General features: G+C 70.2%; 22 protein-coding genes. 2 read left to right on the top strand and 20 right to left on the bottom strand.

Annotation, left to right across the window (positions count from 1 at the left end):
* Window positions 1-274: 274 nt before the first annotated feature.
* Entirely contained in the window at window positions 275-1,990 is a 1,716-nt protein-coding gene (locus ACQP0P_RS21025) for a right-handed parallel beta-helix repeat-containing protein (protein WP_433379574.1), read from the bottom strand.
* 82 nt (window positions 1,991-2,072) lie between these two features.
* Here ACQP0P_RS21025 and ACQP0P_RS21020 point away from each other — a divergent pair, with 82 nt between their 5' ends.
* Entirely contained in the window at window positions 2,073-2,945 is an 873-nt protein-coding gene (locus ACQP0P_RS21020; protein WP_433379571.1) for a TetR/AcrR family transcriptional regulator, read from the top strand.
* 91 nt (window positions 2,946-3,036) lie between these two features.
* Here the strand turns inward: ACQP0P_RS21020 and ACQP0P_RS21015 are convergent, their stop codons facing one another.
* The 18 genes from ACQP0P_RS21015 to ACQP0P_RS20930 all read right to left on the bottom strand — a co-directional run bounded on the left by ACQP0P_RS21015 (window position 3,037) and on the right by ACQP0P_RS20930 (window position 16,321).
* Window positions 3,037-4,206 carry a saccharopine dehydrogenase family protein gene (locus tag ACQP0P_RS21015; protein WP_433379568.1) on the bottom strand — a complete coding sequence of 390 codons (1,170 nt, stop codon included), beginning with the start codon at window positions 4,204-4,206 and terminating at the stop codon, window positions 3,037-3,039.
* Window positions 4,207-4,267: 61 nt separating this feature from the next.
* Complete coding sequence (locus ACQP0P_RS21010; protein ID WP_433379565.1) at window positions 4,268-5,374, bottom strand: LLM class flavin-dependent oxidoreductase; 1,107 nt, start codon at window positions 5,372-5,374, stop codon at window positions 4,268-4,270.
* A gap of 49 nt (window positions 5,375-5,423) precedes the next feature.
* On the bottom strand, window positions 5,424-5,678 hold the full coding sequence (locus tag ACQP0P_RS21005) for a hypothetical protein (protein WP_433379562.1): 255 nt from the start codon (window positions 5,676-5,678) through the stop codon (window positions 5,424-5,426).
* A gap of 204 nt (window positions 5,679-5,882) precedes the next feature.
* Complete coding sequence (locus ACQP0P_RS21000) at window positions 5,883-6,092, bottom strand: hypothetical protein (protein ID WP_433379559.1); 210 nt, start codon at window positions 6,090-6,092, stop codon at window positions 5,883-5,885.
* Complete coding sequence (locus ACQP0P_RS20995; protein ID WP_362766762.1) at window positions 6,089-6,343, bottom strand: hypothetical protein; 255 nt, start codon at window positions 6,341-6,343, stop codon at window positions 6,089-6,091. The genes ACQP0P_RS21000 and ACQP0P_RS20995 overlap by 4 nt, the downstream gene beginning before the upstream one ends.
* A gap of 168 nt (window positions 6,344-6,511) precedes the next feature.
* The gene (locus tag ACQP0P_RS20990; RefSeq protein ID WP_433379556.1) at window positions 6,512-6,883 is read right to left on the bottom strand and encodes a hypothetical protein; all 372 of its coding nucleotides are present in this window, start codon (window positions 6,881-6,883) and stop codon (window positions 6,512-6,514) included.
* 3 nt (window positions 6,884-6,886) lie between these two features.
* The gene (locus ACQP0P_RS20985; RefSeq protein WP_433379553.1) at window positions 6,887-8,044 is read right to left on the bottom strand and encodes a hypothetical protein; all 1,158 of its coding nucleotides are present in this window, start codon (window positions 8,042-8,044) and stop codon (window positions 6,887-6,889) included.
* 412 nt (window positions 8,045-8,456) lie between these two features.
* Window positions 8,457-9,527: a helix-turn-helix domain-containing protein gene (locus tag ACQP0P_RS20980; protein ID WP_433379550.1), complete on the bottom strand. Its 1,071-nt coding sequence runs from the start codon at window positions 9,525-9,527 to the stop codon at window positions 8,457-8,459.
* A 4-nt stretch (window positions 9,528-9,531) separates the two neighbouring features.
* A complete protein-coding gene (locus ACQP0P_RS20975; RefSeq protein ID WP_433379547.1) occupies window positions 9,532-10,542 on the bottom strand; it encodes a hypothetical protein in 1,011 nt (336 codons plus the stop codon).
* Window positions 10,539-11,975 (bottom strand): hypothetical protein, encoded by a 1,437-nt coding sequence (locus ACQP0P_RS20970; protein WP_433379545.1) that lies wholly within the window; start codon window positions 11,973-11,975, stop codon window positions 10,539-10,541. The genes ACQP0P_RS20975 and ACQP0P_RS20970 overlap by 4 nt, the downstream gene beginning before the upstream one ends.
* A gap of 105 nt (window positions 11,976-12,080) precedes the next feature.
* The gene (locus tag ACQP0P_RS20965; RefSeq protein WP_433379540.1) at window positions 12,081-12,515 is read right to left on the bottom strand and encodes a hypothetical protein; all 435 of its coding nucleotides are present in this window, start codon (window positions 12,513-12,515) and stop codon (window positions 12,081-12,083) included.
* Window positions 12,516-12,709: 194 nt separating this feature from the next.
* A complete protein-coding gene (locus tag ACQP0P_RS20960) occupies window positions 12,710-12,988 on the bottom strand; it encodes a holin (protein WP_433379537.1) in 279 nt (92 codons plus the stop codon).
* Window positions 12,967-13,599, bottom strand: coding sequence for a peptidoglycan recognition protein family protein (locus ACQP0P_RS20955; protein WP_433379534.1), 633 nt, complete (start codon window positions 13,597-13,599; stop codon window positions 12,967-12,969). Before ACQP0P_RS20955 ends, ACQP0P_RS20960 begins: the two co-directional genes overlap by 22 nt.
* A gap of 341 nt (window positions 13,600-13,940) precedes the next feature.
* Window positions 13,941-14,228, bottom strand: a complete 288-nt coding sequence (locus ACQP0P_RS20950; protein WP_433379531.1) for a hypothetical protein — start codon at window positions 14,226-14,228, stop codon at window positions 13,941-13,943.
* The gene (locus ACQP0P_RS20945; RefSeq protein ID WP_433379528.1) at window positions 14,221-14,517 is read right to left on the bottom strand and encodes a hypothetical protein; all 297 of its coding nucleotides are present in this window, start codon (window positions 14,515-14,517) and stop codon (window positions 14,221-14,223) included. The genes ACQP0P_RS20950 and ACQP0P_RS20945 overlap by 8 nt, the downstream gene beginning before the upstream one ends.
* Complete coding sequence (locus ACQP0P_RS20940; protein WP_433379525.1) at window positions 14,517-15,107, bottom strand: hypothetical protein; 591 nt, start codon at window positions 15,105-15,107, stop codon at window positions 14,517-14,519. The genes ACQP0P_RS20945 and ACQP0P_RS20940 overlap by 1 nt, the downstream gene beginning before the upstream one ends.
* 3 nt (window positions 15,108-15,110) lie before the next feature.
* Window positions 15,111-15,440 (bottom strand): hypothetical protein, encoded by a 330-nt coding sequence (locus ACQP0P_RS20935; RefSeq protein ID WP_433379522.1) that lies wholly within the window; start codon window positions 15,438-15,440, stop codon window positions 15,111-15,113.
* 26 nt (window positions 15,441-15,466) lie between these two features.
* Window positions 15,467-16,321, bottom strand: coding sequence for a hypothetical protein (locus tag ACQP0P_RS20930; protein ID WP_433379519.1), 855 nt, complete (start codon window positions 16,319-16,321; stop codon window positions 15,467-15,469).
* A gap of 247 nt (window positions 16,322-16,568) precedes the next feature.
* Between ACQP0P_RS20930 and ACQP0P_RS20925 the strand changes: the two genes are divergently transcribed.
* Complete coding sequence (locus ACQP0P_RS20925) at window positions 16,569-16,931, top strand: hypothetical protein (protein WP_433379516.1); 363 nt, start codon at window positions 16,569-16,571, stop codon at window positions 16,929-16,931.
* On the opposite strand, the gene ACQP0P_RS20920 is transcribed toward ACQP0P_RS20925, so the two are convergent.
* On the bottom strand, window positions 16,928-17,158 hold the full coding sequence (locus ACQP0P_RS20920; RefSeq protein WP_433379513.1) for a hypothetical protein: 231 nt from the start codon (window positions 17,156-17,158) through the stop codon (window positions 16,928-16,930). The genes ACQP0P_RS20925 and ACQP0P_RS20920 overlap by 4 nt on opposite strands.
* Window positions 17,159-17,167: the final 9 nt, after the last annotated feature.

Below are 17,167 nucleotides of genomic sequence, written 5' to 3'. Positions count from 1 at the left end.
GCTGACGTCTCCTGAGACTCGGGCCGGCCCCGGACGCGACCAGCCATCGTCGGGGCCGGCTCCCCGACGCTCTGTTCGCTACCACCGCGCGGCGGTGCCGGCGCGTCCGGCCGGCACTCGGGCCGTCAGGTCCTCATCACGCTCTTTCGCGCTCACGAGTCGGACATGACACGGCCCCCGTTCCCGCACGCGGACTACCCGGTTTAGTACCGTGCCCAGATCACCGCCACGCTCATCCGTACCCCAAGGCTTCTCCAAGAGCGAGGCGCGGTGGTCACCGTCCGAGCAGGTGGGCGTAGCCGGGCTCCAGACCCGCCCGCGCGACGATGCTCGCCGTACGGACCTCGAAGTCCTTCTCGTCGGCCGACGTCACGTTGCCCTCCATGGTGACGCCCTCCGGCGGGTCGTCCCAGCCCACCGGGTCGGCATCCCAGAAGTTGCCGCGGAAGACGACGTTTTCCAGTGGTGGCCAGACCCGCAGGACGGCCGTGTTGTCGGCGCGCTGGACGGCATTGCCCTCGACGGTGACCCAGGCGGCGCCGTAGTCGGTGTAGAGCGCGAAGTTGTACGGCGTGAGCGTGTCGCGCACGACGTTGCCGCGGACGACCGCGCCGTTGTCGTGGGAGTCGCCCTGCGGGCCCGACAGGTAGATGCCACCGCCGTCGGCCAGCACCTTCAGCGTGTTGAAGGTGAGGTTGCGCAGGACCCGGGTGCTCTTGCCCGCGCCGACCACGATGCCGCAGTGCGGGACGTCGTTAACCTGGTTGTGCGCGAGCGTGGAGTCCTCGCTCCCGGTCACCGCGATACCGGGCGAGCCGGAGTACTCCAGGCCGACGTCGTGGACCCAGTTGTTCTCGACCCGGGCACCACGGCTCCCGCCGATCGAGATCCCGCCGCCGCAGAGGCTCTCGAACACGTTGCCCCGCACCAGGATGTCGGCGCTGTCGCCGGAGAACCGCAGGGCCGTGGCCCCCAGCCTGGTGAAGCGGCAGCCCTCGATCGCGACGCGCGCGGCGCCTTCGAACACGACGTTCGCCGGAATCTCCGACGACGCCCCCGGCACCGTCACCCACGCCCCTTCGCCGAACGACACCTTCTCGATGGGGCCGCCCTCGTAGTAGCCGGTGCCGTGGTAGTGCAGGAAGCCCTCTGGGCGGCTCGGCCGCAGCCAGGTGGCGTCTGCGAAGGTGACGCCGAGGAAGGCGACGTCGCGAGCGCCCGTGACCTTGACCAGCGTCTCCAGTACGGGGGCGACGACCTCCGTCCGCTCGGGGTCCTCGCCGGGGCGCGGCCGGTAGCTCAGCACGTGGTGACCAGGGCGGGACCTGTCGAGGGCGAAGGTACCCGGCTCCGTCAGGAAACCCGCGCCGTTCTCCACCCGGGTCGGCAGGCCAGGGCCGTAGGACTCCCCTCCGCCCTCCCAAGGGACCACCGAGTTGTAGAGCTCGATCGCCCAGCCGAAGGCGGGTTGGGCCATGGTGATGGTGGTCGAGTACTCGTCGCCTTCGACGGCGGCGACGCCGAAGCGGGCCTCGGTCCATGGGTAGACGCCGCGGAAGACGAACTCGACGTCGGCGGGATTGCCCCAGCTTTGCGGGGCCGTACTGTCGGTGACGTAACCCGTGTCGGTTCTGGTGGCCTTCCCGGGAATCGCGTCGATCGCGGCCCGTTCGGCCCTGCGTCCTTCCACGTAGAGCTGGCGGGTGTCGAGGTCGCCGACCTCGGCCAGCCAGACTCCGTCCCGCTCGCGCCAGCCGGTGACCCGGCGGCCACCGCTGACGACGGCCTCCCCCAGTGCCCGGTAGGTCACGCCGGAGTCGGCCTCGGTGAGCTCGAACGTCTCGGTGAGCCGGTGGGTGCCTGCCAGCAGGTGGACAGCGGCGTCCGCGCCGCGGGCCAGGTCCCGGGCATGGGCGAGGGTGGCGAAGGGTCGTTCCAGGGTGCCGGGCCAGGTGTCGTCACCGGAGGGGGACACGTAGAAATCGTTCAACGGGTGCTCCTCATTTATAATGTAAATAAGGTATACAGCATAAACAGATACTCGGGTCGAGCGTCAAGCGGAAGGAGAACGGGTGGCCTTCGAGGAGGATCCGGACCGGACCGTCGAACTGCTGTGGCGGGAGTCCCGGGACGCCGCGCCCCGGCAGGGACTGAGCGTCGGCGCGATCGTGCGCGCCGCCGTCGAGATCGCCGACGCCGACGGTGTCGAGGGGCTGTCGATGCGACGGGTCGGCGAACGGCTCGGATTCACCAGCATGTCGCTCTACCGGCATATACCGGGCAAGGCACAACTCATCGACCTGATGTGCGACATGGTGATGGGCGACGTGGCGACGGACGGAGCGAACGGCGGCGCGGCCGACACGCCGGGCGGCTGGCGTGCGGCGCTCGAGGCATGGGCGCGGGAGGGCTGGGCCCTGTGCCGCCGTCATCCCTGGCTGGCCGAGGTGCGCGGCACCCGGCACGTTCCCGGCCCGAACTCCATCGCCCACTTCGAGTACGCGCTCAGCACCGTGGCGGGAATCGGCCTGAAGCCCGCCGAGATGGTCGCGGTGGTGGGCCTCGTCGGCCGGTTCGTGGACAGCGAGGCGGCCAGGGCCGCGGAGGTCGCCAGGGTCGAGCGGCGCACCGGAGTCTCCGAGGAGGAGTGGTGGGGCGCCAGGGAGTCGCTGTACGAGAAGCTCCACCTCTACCCCACGCTGACCCACGTCTGGGAGGCGGGCGGCTACGACGAGCCGGAGGACTCCTTCGGGTTCGGCCTGCGGCGGGTGCTGGACGGCATCGAGGCGCTGATCCGCGAGCGTGAGGAAAAGCGTGACGAAAATGCCTCGTGTGCGATCTGTGGCACGAGCATGGACCGGGCGGAAGCGGGCCGCCCGCGCGCCTACTGCTCGCGGGCCTGCCAGCAGCGCGCCTACCGCAGGCGCCGCCGGTCCACACCGTGACCGGGTGACACCCCGGATCGAGCGGGTTCCGGCCGATCCCGTCCACGATCGTCACACCGGAACCCGGGAGCCGCTCGTCCCGAGCGGACGCCTACTTGCGCGAGTCGCTCAGCACCGTGAAGGTGATGCCCGCCCGCACCAGACGGCCGATCAGCGCGTCGCCCATCGCCACGGCGGTGGTCAGCTGACCGGAGACCTCCGGGAGGTCGTCCGTCGCCAGGCAGAGCGCCGACTCGCCGAGCATCTTGGCGGTCTCGCCGTAGCCGGGGTCGCCGCCCGCGACCTCGGTGACGACGCGCGCCCCGCCGCCCAGGCCGAGGAAGGTGACCTTGAACCAGCTCCTGGCCCGCTGCTCGACGCCGGGCCCCTCACCGGGTGCGAAGCGGCGCAGCAGCAGGGAGCGCGCCGGTGGGATCTGTGCGAGCAGCGCGAGGGCGCCCACCCCGGCGGCGAGGCCGAGCGCGACGGGCAGTCGCCTGACCGCGAAGTGGTGGCGGTAGGTGAAGTCGGGGCCGTAGCGGTCCAGTGCGCGGGCCGAGCGGGCGACGATCTGCGGGTCGATCGTGAGCAGCGGCAGTGCCCACCCTCCGACGTGGCGCACCGATCCGGGCATGCCACGCGTCCGCCTGGTCCCGGAGGCCGCGGACCCGCCTTCGAGCTCGCGCCGGATGTGCGCGGCCTCGGCCGTCTGCCGGAAGCGGGAGATCGCCATGACGGCGGAGTGCGCGGTGCCGCCGGAGGCGGCGCCGGAGGCCCGGACGAAGCCGCTGACCTCCAGCGGCACTCCCTCGGGCAGCCGCCTGACCGTGAAGTAGGCGCCGAGGTCGTGCGGGACGGAGTCGAACCCGCAGGCGTGCACGAGCTTGGCCCCGGTCCTCCTGGCCCGCTCGTGATGGCGGATGAACATGCGGTCGACGAACTCGGGCTCGCCGGTGATGTCTGCGTAGTGGGTGCCCGCGTCGGCGCAGGCGGCCACCAGCGGCTCGCCGTAGGAGACGTAGGGGCCCACGGTGGTCGCCACGACCCTGGCCTGCCTGGCGATCTCCACCAGGGAGGCCGGGTCGGTCACGTCGGCGTGCAGCAGCGGCAGCTCGGGCAGGCCGATCCGATCCCTGACCGCTTCGAGCTTGGCCCGGTTGCGCCCGGCCAGTGCCCAGCGGAGGGCGGGACCGGCGTTGCGCGCGAGGTATTCCGCGGTGAGCGCCCCGGTGAACCCGGTGGCGCCGAACAGCACGATGTCGTACGGGCGGTCGTCAGGCATGCACCGAGATTCCTCCCCGCGGAGATCACGCGCAAGACGGGCTCGCCGGATGTGGCCGTGATCACCCCCGGACGGACTCGGCGACGCGGGGGAGCACGTTCTCGCCGAACCAGTACGCCTCCTCCAGGTGGGGATAGCCGGACAGGACGAACTCCTCGATGCCGAGCGAGGCGTACTCCTCGATCCGCTCGGCGACCTGGGAATGGCTGCCGACCAGCGCGGTGCCGGCGCCGCCCCGCACGAGGCCGACCCCGGCCCAGAGGTTCGGATGGATCTCCAGGTCGCGGGCGGTGCCCCCGGTGAAGCCCTCGTGCAGCTCCAGCATGCGCCGCTGGCCGACCGACTCGCTACGGCCGAGCAGCTTCCTGGCCGAGACGATGTCGGCCGGATCGATGGCGGCCAGCAGCCGCTCGGCCTCCGCCCAGGCCTCACGCTCGCTGTCGCGGGTGATCACGTGCAGCCGGATGCCGAAGCGGAGTTTGCGGCCCTGTTCCTCCGCCAGCTCCCGGATCCACTCGATCTTCTTCGCCACCTGCTCGGGGGGCTCGCCCCAGGTGAGGTAGACGTCCACGTGCCTGGCCGCGACCGGTCCGGCGGCCCGTGAGGAGCCGCCGAAGTAGATCTCCGGGACGGGATCGGGCGTCTCGGCGACCATCGCGCCCTCGACGCGGTAGTGGCCGCCGTCGAAGTCGTAGGGGGTGCCGCTCCAGGCGCCGCGCACGATCGACAGGAACTCGTCGGTGCGCGCGTAGCGCTCGTCCTTGGACAGGTGGTCGCCGAACCTGGCCTGCTCGGCGCTCTCCCCGCCGGTCACCACGTTGAGCAGCAGCCTGCCGCGCGAGAGCCGCTGGTAGGTGGCGGCCATCTGCGCGGCCAGCGTCGGTGACATGAAGCCCGGCCGGAAGGCGACGAGGAACTTCAGCCGCTCGGTCTCGCGGGTCAGCGCGGCGGTGACCAGCCAGGCGTCCTCGCACCAGGTGCCGGTCGGGGTCAGCACCGCCTCGAAGCCGAGCTGCTCGGCGGAGCGGGCGACCTGCGCCAGGTACTCGATGTCCGGCGGGCGGAACGTGGCCGCCTCGGAGCGGCCGTGCCCCCTGCTGAGGCCGTGGCCGCCCCCGGTGAGGACCCGGCTGTCACCGGCGGTGGGCAGGAACCAGTGGAACTTCATCGGATGCCTCCAGGCGTGGGTCCTCCGGGCACGGACCTCGGGACGGGCGTCACGAGGGGTCGTCCAGGGTGGCGTCGAACCGGGTGTCGACGAAGTCCGCGAACGTGACGGGGGCGGGGATGAGCTTGGCCTCGCTGAACGCGTCGGCGACGAGCTGCTCGCGGTCGACGACGTCGCCGGCGAGCTTGAGGTCCTGGTACGAGCTGCGCTTGATCGCTGTGCCGACGATGGCCTGGTCCAGCCCGGTGAGCTCGGAGAAGACCTTGGACCACTCGATTGTTAATTCGCCATATAGGTGTGACACCACTGCCCTTAACAATTAACCCACTGGACATACTCATAATAACCGGTCGGATATGTATGGAACAGGGGCGCGAAAAAGCGGTACCCGGCTTTGAATTCAGGAGCCAGGCACCGCTGAGTCAGGTGATCGCGATCAGGGCGGTGGTCCCGCCCGCACCGGGCCGTGCCGGCCTCGCGCGGTGGTGCGCCGTCCACGGCCGGGTGCTTACGCGGGTTCCCGCACCGAAATGTTCACCGCCGCTGGGCAGCGAGGGCATCTGAACTGGTGGTCCGACAGCTGCTCGCCCTGGCCTGGCTTGCCCGTCCACCCCATGGTGTGGCCGCGTTCTTCCATCCGCTGCCCGCAGTGCAGCAGCGTGAACTCGCACCCGTCGGGCAGGAACAGCGCGGTCGGCGGTAGCGCGCCGCCGGTCACGCGGCCTTCCGTTCCCAGCCGCAGTCCAGGCAGCGCAGCGCGCCCGGCCACCAGAAGTGGCCCCAGCTGAGCGCGCACCAGATGATCCGCCACGGCCGGAACGGGATCGGCGCGGAAGGCGCCGCCTCGGCGGTGACCGCCGCCAGGGGCAGCATCGGGATGGGGGCGGTGATCCGCGGGGATGGCACGGTGACGCGCGGGATCACCTCGGTTACGGCATCAGGGCTCGCGGCCCAGGAACTGCTGCTCATGGGCCGAATGTAGCGAGCCACACCGCCGCCGTGCGGGGCTCGGCCCGCGTTCCTTGCCTTGACGGTTTGTGCGATGACCTGATCAAACACCGATCTGCGCGTGATGTCACAAGCTGCACGGCAAAGCGTTTTTTACATTGTAGATTCCTGGATTGGGGGTTTGGCTGGTCAGGTTCGGCGGCGGCGCAGCGGGATCACGTTGTCGAGCCTCGGCTGCGGCGGGGCCGGCGCCTGGGGGCGGCCCGGCGGGTCGGCGGCCAGGCCGGGAATCACCAGCTGGACGGCCGGCCTGCGGGGGCGGCACGTCAGCTGGTGCGGGACGAACCGCTCCTCCAGCGGGTGCGGCGGGTAGTCGGCGGCGGCGGCGAGCAGCGACCGGCACCACCACAGCCGCACCCCCTGCCGGTAGGCGGCGACGCTACCGCGAACCGGGTCGGGTTTCACGTCGAGCGGCTGCCGTTCACCGTTCCGCGTCACCGCGAAGAAGATCGGCTTCCCGCACTGTGTGCAGATGGTCTTCTCCCGGCTGTTCGGTTCCACCGCTCACCCCTCCTGCACGTCGGCGAGCTCATCTTCGGTCACGCCGAGCTGTTCCAGGGTGCGCTCCCAACCGGCCAGGTCCTCCTCGGTCCACGCGGCGTCGGCGGGCCGCGCCTTCGCCGGTCGGCACCGGCACCGGTCGGGGTGTTCGCCGCAGCCTCTGCAGGCTTCGCCGATCTGGACGGCCTGGCCGAGCAGGCACAGCGCGTGCCGGAACTCCGGAATGTGCTGGTGCGGCTGAAACAGCTGCGGGTCGACGAGGCGGGTGTAGGCGACGATGGCGTCCGGGCCGAAGTGCTGCAGCGCGGCCTGGGCGAGCTCGCCGAGGTGGATCTTCGCCCAGGGCGGCGCCTCCCGGTAGCGGGGCACCTCCGAGATCAGAGCACGACCACGCATGATCTTTCCTGGTTGCGCCGCAGGCGCCTCGCTCGCGCGCCTGGTACGGACCGTAAGCCCGCCTACGGCGGGAACCGGAGTTCTCTCTTCTCTCTGTTCTTCTTCTTTCTCTAAAACCCCTTCTCTTATATGTCCGCAGTTTGCGGACTGGCGGTTCCGCAAACTGCGGAGCGGCGGTTCCGCATTCTGCGGACTGGTCCCGACCTGCGGAGACTCGATGTTTTCGCAGGTCGGGGCCAGTCCGCATTCTGCGGACTGGTCGGCCGCCGCTTCGTCCTCTTCGCCTGCCGTGTCACCTTCTGCCCTTTCCGCATTTTGCGGACTGGTTCCGACCTGCGGTTTTTTCTTCTGCGTGGCACGGAGTTGACGATTCTCTTGCTCCAGTTCTAGGACTCTTGCCGCCAACCGGTTCTTATGGCTGTCCTTGAGGAGGTACTGGGACGTTTTCCAGTTGCCGGTGTGCTCGTCACGGGCGCGGATCACTGTCAGATAGCCGCACTCCACGAGGTTCTTGACGCCCCTGTCGAAGGTGTCAGTACTGATCCCCATCGCCGACGCCAGCCGCTCCCGTGTGATCTCCTCCGGGCGCCTCTCCTTGCGCCAGCCCAGCACCCGCACGATGCACACGTACGCGTCACGCCCTTGACGAGTCACCCGCGGATCGTCCAGGACGTGATACATAATCATCGCGAAGTACTCGCGTTTCGGGTTCGCATCGACGTCGATCTCTTCGTCGGGCGCCTGAGTCGGCCACTCCTCACTCACCAGTCACCGCCGGAACGCCGCACGACCACCACGCGCCAGCGCACCCCGGGACCTGCACCGTTCCAGGCCCGCACAACCGGCGAGGACACCCCCGCACATCCCCGAACCTGACTCACCTTTTGTGCGGGTCTGCAACCCCCGATCGCCTGTGAAGCTGGGACCTGTATGGGTACAGTGGTGCTTAGCACCGCGACCTCCTCGACTAGGTCGTTACAGCCCCGGACCGCTGGCAGGCGGACCCCGGGGCTAAACACTTTTATGGGCTCTTGTAGGGCTCTTCGGCGCACTCGTACGAAACCGGGGCGCCAGGTCAGCCGTAAGGGAACAGTAACGAGCGTTTGACATGTACCGCCGGAGATCCGCGCCAGGCACGGACCTCCGCAGCCCTCGCACTTTCCGCCGGCGGCCTGGCTCAGCCGTCGCCCGCCCCCTGGTCTTCCTCGCGTTGCCGCTTCTGGGCATCGAGGTCTTCCAGCCAGGCGACGAGGAGCGCGGCTGCTTTCACGATTTCGGCTCGCAACTCTTCCGGGTCGTCCCGGCGCAGCACCCGGCCGAACACAGCCTGGGCTCGCACCGCCCACGTGAGCTGGTCGCGCCGGCCAGCTTCAACTTCCTGACGTGCCGCCTCCTCGGCGACCGGCCCCCACTGGGGGCCGGTGCCGTCGGCGTGGAAGGGGCCGCCGCCTATCTGTGCTTCCCGGGTGCCGCGCTCCACCTCGATCTCCCGCAGCACGTCACGGCGGCGCCGCACCTCGGGCGTGACCTCCTCGCTTCCGCGCCGCACCACGTCCAGGTCGCAGTGAAGCGTCCGCGCGTACGTGATCAGGTCATTGAGGCTGGGGGTGACGAACCCGCTCGCCCACCGTTGCAGCGACGTTTTCGTCAACGCGTGCGACGACCGGCGCGGAATCTCCGACCGTGGCCAGCCCAGCTCAATCCGGATCGCTTCGAGCAGGACAACCAGCCGGTGCGGCGGCCGCCGTACCCGCTGCGCCGAAGCGCCACCATCAGCCGAGGCCGGGGGCAGGGTGGTGGGACGGGCAGGCGGCGGTACCCGCCGGGTGAGCGCCACCGCCCAGCCAACCGCGCTGGCGTAGCCGACGAAATTGGACAGCGACGGCGGATGGTCGACACTCCACCGGTTCGCCGTGTTGTACGACACGCCGACGGCCCGGGCGAGGCCTCGCCGTGACATGCCGATCCCGGCGCGGCGGCCTTCCAACGCGTCCAGCAGCCACGCAACACCCGCCGGTTCAGCACCGGCCGGCCCGGCTGGGGCTTCGGAGCCGGTGAACCCGACCGTGCAGCCGAGGGCAGCCGTGTATCCGACGACCTCGCCCAGCGACGGCAGGCGCAATCCCGCCGCCCACCAGCTGACCTCTTCGGGGGCGACGCCAACCGTGTCGGCGACGTCTTCAACGGGAACGCCGAGCTCGACGCGGACCGCGTCAAGCTCGGCGACCAGGCGATGTACGGTTCCCACCGGGTTAAGCCTGCTGCTCCGCGCTGTCGCCCGGGCCGGGTTCCGGTGCGGGGCCGAGCGCCAGGACGTCACCCAGCGCGCCCACCCGGTACAGGTCCTCGATGCGCTGCTTGCCGTTGGGGCGGCCGTTCTTCGCCGTAGCGTAGCGGGTGACGAACGCCCCCTTACGCTGGCCCGGGGTGACGGTGGCCAGCTTCACCAGCTCCCCCGTTTCCGGGTCGGCCTTGCAGCCCTGCTCGTCGATCTCCGACAGCAGGCGCGTCAGGTACGCCTCCCGCACCAGAGTCTTCACATAGGTGGGGTGGGTCATCGCGATGTACGCCACCACGTCGGCCAGGGCCAGCGCGCCGGGAGCCGCCTCCTGGTACAGCTCCGTACCGGCGTGCTTCTCGCAGAACGCCCGCACCGCGTCCATGTCCCAGACGATGTCCGGCTTGACGTCCTGGATGTGGAGGGTCGCCACGGGCGGGCCGCCGCTGTCGTCGGCCACGTCCAGCGATTTCATGCCGTGCACCAGCTGGGCAGCGGCGAACAGCTTCTCGGCCCGCTCGCGGGTGCGTTTGACTTCCCGGCCCAACGCCTTGTGCACCTGGTCCTGGTAGGCGAACGCGTGCGCCAACTCCAGCGGCCCCTCCCCCCGCTCCTCGGCGTCGGCCAGCAGCTGCTTCGCGGCGGCCACCTCCTCTTTGAGGATCTCCCCTTCGAGGACGTCGTCGCTGCCGGGCGGGGTGGGAACGCCGGCCATGCCCGCGAGCTGGGCCAGCTCCCGGAAGGACAGGTTGTCGAAGCCGGGCAACGCGTCGCCGCCGGTGAACACAACAGGCTCGTCACGGCCGGGGACGTCGTGAATGACAGTGGACAGCTCCGGCTCCGGCTTGGCCTCGGCCGGGGCCGGGTCGGCGGGGGCGGCGGGGGTAAATTCGCCCTTCTCGAAGTCGTACGTTCCAGGCCCCATGCCCGGCTTCCACACCCGGCTCTTACGGGCGGTCCTCTTGTGGGGGTTGCGGCGGCTCATGCGGCGGGCCTTTCCTCAGTCGGGGCGGACGTGCGGGCGGTCATGTTGGCGGTCAGCTGCGACTGCATCAGGGCGCGCAGCGCGTCGTTCGGTGCGGGTGCCGCGACCACCGGGGCGAGCATGACGACGAGTTCGGCGCCCATCGCGGTGGTCAGGGTGCGGCTGTTGGCCAGCCGCTTACCGGTGAGGATCTGCAGCACCACGTGCCGCTGGTCGGGGGTGGTGACCCCGCAGTCGGCGAGCATGCGGTGCACCACCAGCAGCGTCTGCTCGTCAAGCGGCGCCCCCGGATCCACCTCCTCCTCCTGCTCCTGCTCCTGCTGCTGGGGTGTGGGTGGTGGGGTGGCGGGGATTTCCGGCCGGTCAGCGGACCCCTGGATCACCTGCCCGCCGGGGCCGGGCTGGGCGACCACGCGGACCGGTTCGGTGCCGTACTCGTCGCCGCCCTGACCGGACAGCGCCCGCAGGCGGCGGCCGATCAGCTCGGTCAGCGTCTCCTCAGCCCCGTACTCGTTGTCGACCGGCAGGCCGCGGTGAACCGGGTGGGCGGCCTCGGTCAGCAGCTGCTGCAGCCGCTCCCGGTCGACGGTGGCCAGCGCGTCGTCACGGATCGCCTCCGGTAGCCGTTCCTGGCCGAGCCTCACCAGCTGGCGGGGCTGGCTGCCCGGCGACACCCGCAACGTCTTGAAGATCAGGTCGGCCAGGTTCAGGTCCGGGACGATGCGCGCCTCGTCCGTGCCGTGCGTGATGTTCAGGTGCTTCGACTGCACCCCGATGATCGTCGGCGGGGCGTCGAGGCTCAGGCGGATCCACACGGTCGCCGCGTGCAGCAGGTCACGGTGGCAGTCGACCTTGTAGCTGGCCATCTTCGGCACCGGGTCGGTGCTCTCCTCGTTGATCCACATTTCCCGGCCGCGTGCGGTGATCACCGTGATGCCGGGGAACGTCGTGAGCAGGTGCAGGAACTGGTCGTGCCGGTCGCGGACGTCGTCCCAGATGTTGTTGGGGATGCGCACCTCGGCGTTCGGGTCCCAGGCGAGCAGCCGCTGATGCTTGATCGACCCCTTGGCGCGGGCGTTGCCCCACGACTTGAGCATGTCCCACACGCGGGAGCCGCTGTCGACGCACAACACGACGGGCTTGCCTCCGGCGGCGTGCACGCGGGCCGCTTCGGCGTGTGCCGCCTCAACCTGCCCGATGATCGACGACCAGGTGCCGTCGTGCTGGATGAGTTCGTAGCTGGGGGTGCCGGTGATGGCGTCGCCGTACTCGTCGCCGCGGCCGTCGCCGAGGTCCAGCAGCAGGCTGCGGCCGACCAGCGGGGAAGCGGTGAGCTGCACGAACATCCACGATTTGCCGGAGTCCGCGGGCCCTTCGACAAGGATCGTCGGGTAGGGCACCACGCAGGTCGGCGGGCGCGTTTGAAGAACCACAGTGCTGTTTCCCTTTCCACGGGGGAGCTATCCGGGAACGTTCCTCGACTGTCCCCTTATAGCTAAAGGTCAGGGTTCGCCCCAGGCTGGGGCGAACGGTGGTGCTTACTGCTGGTCGGCCTTATCGGCCTGGTTGGTTCTGTTCAGAGCGGACACGTCGATGGGCCGGCCGGTGCGGCGGGCGAACTCCTCCCACGGCGGAACCGTCCAGATCCGCGTCCGGCCGATCTTCACGGCCGGGGCGGGTGGCCCGTTCCTCCGTTGGAACCAGGCGGTCACGGTGTCGGGGTCCACGTCGAACATCGCCGCTACCTCCTTCACCCCCACCAACGGCGGGAGTTTCGGCAGCGGCGCATCCGGGTCGGTCCAGCGTTGCTTCAACCAGAACGGGGTGCCCGAGACGACGACGTCGGCTTCGCATAGCTTGTCGTAGTCTTTCCGTCCCCGCCATGAGTGCAGCGTGTTGATGGGCACGCCGAGCATCGCGGCCAGGTCGGGCTGCCCCACCAGATCAGGCAGCGTTTCGGGCGCTTCGGTCACTATTTCACCTCCTTTAAGGTTGCAAGTCTTACACTACACCTAGGAGGAGACTCTGTGCAACTTTTCCCCAACAGTGAGGGTAAAGGGAAAGCAATGCGGTACTCTTCAACGGCTGGGCGCTTACGGGCGCAGCTCTCCGACCACGGGGGAGCGAAGAAGGGCCTGCCACCTCGACGGCGGGCCCTTCGCCCATTTCAGGGCGCTTCGGTGAACGACGCCGACTTGGCGTCGCCGGTGCCGGCCGCGGCCAGCGACAGCAGCAGCGACACCAGCGCGCCACCGCCGCCGAGCAGCAGCACCGTGCGGAGCGTCGACATTCGCACCGCGCCGAGCTGTTCGGCGCCGACCCCGGTGACCGCGGCGGCCGCGCCTGCGCGCACCGCCCGTTCCAAGGCGTCGCGCCACCACACCCGCGACCAGATACCGCCCTTCCCCGGCCGGCGGTGCCGGCCTACGTGATCGGCGCCAGCCACGCCGCGTCCCAGTCGTCGCGGCCCACCTTGCCGTCCGTCCGTAGCCCCTTCTCCCGCTGGAACCGGCGGGCGATGTCCCGCGACTGCGGCCCGTAGGCGCCGTCCACGGTGATGCGCCACCCGCGCAGCCGCATCTGCTCCTGCCAGGTGCGGACGTCCTCACCGACCGCCACCGGTGGATACTCCAGGACCCGGCCCGGCCACGGCGGCACCTCCACCCCCGTCGAGGGCTGCGTCGCCTCGCCGGGCCGCGGCCACCCGTCCTGAATCCACTCATACAGCCAGTCGCCGGGGCAGTCGGTGGCCCACCCGTCACGGTGCCCCAGCACCTCGTACCCGCACGGCTGCTGTTTCTCCGGCAGGCCCCGCAACCACTCGATGGCGTCGACCAGGCCGTGCAGCATGTCGTCTGGCGGAACGACCAGCCCGGAAGAGCCCACCATCGCCATCACCGCGTAATGGCGGGCGTTGAGATCCTTGCCGTTCGCGGCCGGCAGCACCCCGGGGCCGCGCCCCACCAGGAACTGCCGGTGCGGGCAGCACAACCCGGTGTACCCCAGATCCGCCCACAAGTTGCCGTCCATGTGCTGCTTCTGGATGGTCTTCGTCAACGCCAAACACTTGCTGTGATCTTTCACGATGCCCGGGTCAACGCGATCCCCCACATAGTGGATCTTCACTCCTTTGGGCCGGGCCTGCAGCAGCGTTTCGCCTTTCGACGAGCGCGCCCCCCACTTGTCGCGGCCCACCAGGTGCACCATCAGCGTTTCCCCCTCGCCGTTCGGGCGGCGCGCCGCCGCGCCGCCTGCTTCCGCCGGTCCCGGTAGGGCCGCCCCACCTGCGGCGCCTCCCCCCTGCCGGGCTTGCCGTGCCGGGCCGTCCCCGCCGGCGTGTGATGCTCACACGGAATGGTGTCCGCCACATACCAGCGAACGACGTAGCCGGAGCCCACTCACCACCCCCGCCACAGCGCGACCGCGGCGACGAGGAGCGCGCCGAACGCGATCAGCGTCGGCAGGCTTTTCGGCCACCGGTTCGCCTCCAGGTCACGGACACGGTTCTGCAGATCCGACACCGTCGTCACCACCCCGTCGACCTTGTGGTCCACGGCGCCCACCTTCCCGTCGACCAGGTCGACCTTGTGGTCCACACCGACGACCTGTTTGCCGACCTCCACTACGGCGTTGTAGACGTGCGCGGCCGTGACCACCCCGCTGAACGGGTCGGGCAGGTCACTCATCACCACCCCCGCCGCGGTGGCCGGACAGGCGGCGCGCCGTCGCCTCCGGGGCACCCAGCGCCAGCAGCGCCTCGTAGTCGGCGCGCCGCACCAGGTCGGCGGCCGCCCCCTGTTCCGCCACCCACGCCTTGGCCTGGGCTGCGTGGCCGGCGCGGAGCTTCTCGGCCTGCTCGGCGGAAATCTCCACCGCGTCGGACGGTACGGTGAGCGCCATCGCGTAGGAGCCCTCGACCTCCAGGGAGCGCGACAGCAGCGTCCCGTCGGCCCGCCGGAAAAACTTTGTGATCATCACAGTCCTGCCAGGGCTAGCACTCTCATCTGCCATCTGATCTCGCCGTACTGGGCTCCGCCCTGCCCGGACCCCACATCGATCGGGCTGGTGAACGTGTTGCTGCCGCCCGCGGGGATCGTCCCCGACACCAAGGTCTGGTGCATATCCCAGTGGACGCCGGTCTCCTGCGTGCCGCCCGCCGGCGACGAGTTCTCCAACGCCATCATGCTGTTGCCGTTGATGCGGAACCCGGCCCTCGAGTCCGTGCCCGGCGGCAGGTAGAAGTCCACGTCGACCTGGATCCACTGCACGACGATCGCCGTGTAGCAGTCGGACGGGTTCTTCACCTCGATCTCCGCCTGGGCGACCTCGGTGAACCCGGCTGGGACAGTGACCAGGGCGCCGCCGGACGTGCCGGACGCGGACGCCCGCCCGGCCTTCGCGTACGGCGGCACCCACAGCCCGCAGTTCGGGTCGATCCGCAAAGGGTTGCTGCTGGTGGGGCACGCGTACGGCCACGCCTGCTCGGCGGGGCCACCACACAAATCCAGTCTCAAACGGCCGTTCGGGTCGACGGTGAATTCGGGGCCGACACATACCTGGGGCATCGGTCACCCCTCCCCTGCGGGGTAGCCGGCCAGGCGGCGGGCGAGGCCTTCGGGGATGCCTGCGGCGCGCAGCGCCTCGTGGTCGCCGCGGATGCGTTCCTCGTCCTGCGCGCGCAGGTCGGCGAGCAGCCGCTCCGTCCCGGCGTGCAGTTCGGCCAGCTCCCGCCGGTACTGCCTGGCGGTGATCTCCACGGCGTCGTCGGGCAGCGACGAGATCCCGGCGGCGGACTCGGCGATCTCCCCCACGCTGCCGGTGCCGGTGCGGAAGTAGCGGACGTGCTCCAGTGCGGCGCGGTCCCCGCGGAACCCCTCCGGCGGTGTGGTGTCGTCCATCCTGTCTGACCTCCTCAATGTGTCGGCTACAGCGCGATCAGCACGGCGCGGATGTACGACTGGATCCTGTTGTACGTGGCTCCGGCCAACCCGAAACCCAGCCCGATCACCAGGTCGATGTTCTGCGTGGCGCCAGGCGGGACGATGGTGTTGCCGACCACTTTGGTCGTCTGCGTGTGCACGTTGCTCACCGTCGCCGACCCCCGGTTCTCGAACCGGTACGTTTCGTCGCCGTACATGAACATGCCGGCGCGGCCCCCGGCGGGAATCACGAAGTCCACGTCGAGTTCGGTCATCGTGATGGCCAGGGCGGGCCGGCACGGGTCGGGGTTGGTGACCGACAACGACCGCGTCTCCACGGTGGTGCCGCCGGTCGTGGTCGTCGCCGGCACCGTCAGGTTCGCGTACGTCTGATTCAACGTGGTGGTGAAATACTCCGTTTTGCCGCGTGGTTCTGATCTGAGGGTGCCGCTGCTGTCGCAGTACACGAGGCCCGCCTGCGCGTCGACCGGGCACGGGTAAGGCCACGCCGACACCTTCGCCGCCAGCGGTGACGCCGCGGTGCCGGCGCCCTGCAAGCCGCACGCGCCGACGGTCAGCAACGCCTGCAGCCCGGTCGCGGCGCACGCCAGCAGGTTCCCCGCGGTCGGCGCGATAATCGGCGCCGCCCTCAACGGCTGCGGCACCGTGCCCAGGCCGCTCAGGTCGATACACGGGGTGTCTTGCACCGCGACCGTCGTCAACCCGCCGCTACCGCCGCCGCCTCCGGCCGCGTACAGGCCGCCGTCGCCGCCGACGACCATCGCGTTGCCCGCGTCGCCGGAAATCAGCGCGGACACCACGTACGGGTTCGAGGCGCTGCCGTTGCCGGTGACTCTCACCCCGGAGCCAGCGGAGATCAAACATGAACAGCCGGACGCGCACCCGCACCTGGGAATCGTGACCACCCCGCACCTGTCCGCAGGTAGGCCCGGCCCTCACGCCAGCAGCTCACGGCCAGCGTACCGGGGGCGGCCGCCTCCTTTCCGAAGCGCCGCCGCCCGGCAGACGCCGCCCCGGTGGGAGAGCTCTGCGTGTTCTTCGCCCGCTCGTAGGTTTCCAACCCGGGCGAACTCCTACCATCGGCGCATGCGCCTCTCCCCCACCTGCTGGGCCGCCCTGGCGGTGGCCGGCGTGCTCGGCGTCGCCGTGCTCGCGCTTCTACCACGATGCCGTAACCCGCCCGGGGCGCGAACACCGGGCCGCCAGCGGGCACAGGCCGGCGGCCGCCTCCCGGCGTACGTCCTCCCAGGAGGCGCGTACCTGATCTCAATGGAAAGCACCGAACCTCCGCCGACGCTGTTCCTGCCGCCACCTGCCGCCGCGCAAGGCGGCTGCTGCCCGGACGTGTACTTCTGTCCCACGTCAGGCGACGTCGAATACCCGCGACACGGCGGGTTCGACGTGTGCTGTGCCTGGCCGGGGGCGCACCGGCCGGTCACCACCCCTTAGAACAGCTCCAGGGCGACCGCCTGCCCGGCCGCGGCGTGGCCGCCGCCGCGCCGCAGGCAGCGCCGGCAGTTGACGGGTTCCTGCGACGCGCACAGCCGCCGCGGATCCCACCCGCCGATCGGGGTCTGACAGTCGGGGGCGGGTAGTTCCTCGCCGTACCGATCCCTGCTCGTGCCTGGCCGGTGCACGATGCGGGAATTCTCAAGGCGTAGGCCGTGTGTTTCCACACGTCAACC

The sequence above is a fragment of the Streptosporangium sp. CA-115845 genome (assembly GCF_050943795.1).
Taxonomy (GTDB): Bacteria; Actinomycetota; Actinomycetes; order Streptosporangiales; family Streptosporangiaceae; genus Streptosporangium.
Note: the sequence above shows the minus strand (reverse complement) of the source record. Positions and strands in the feature narration are given on the sequence as shown.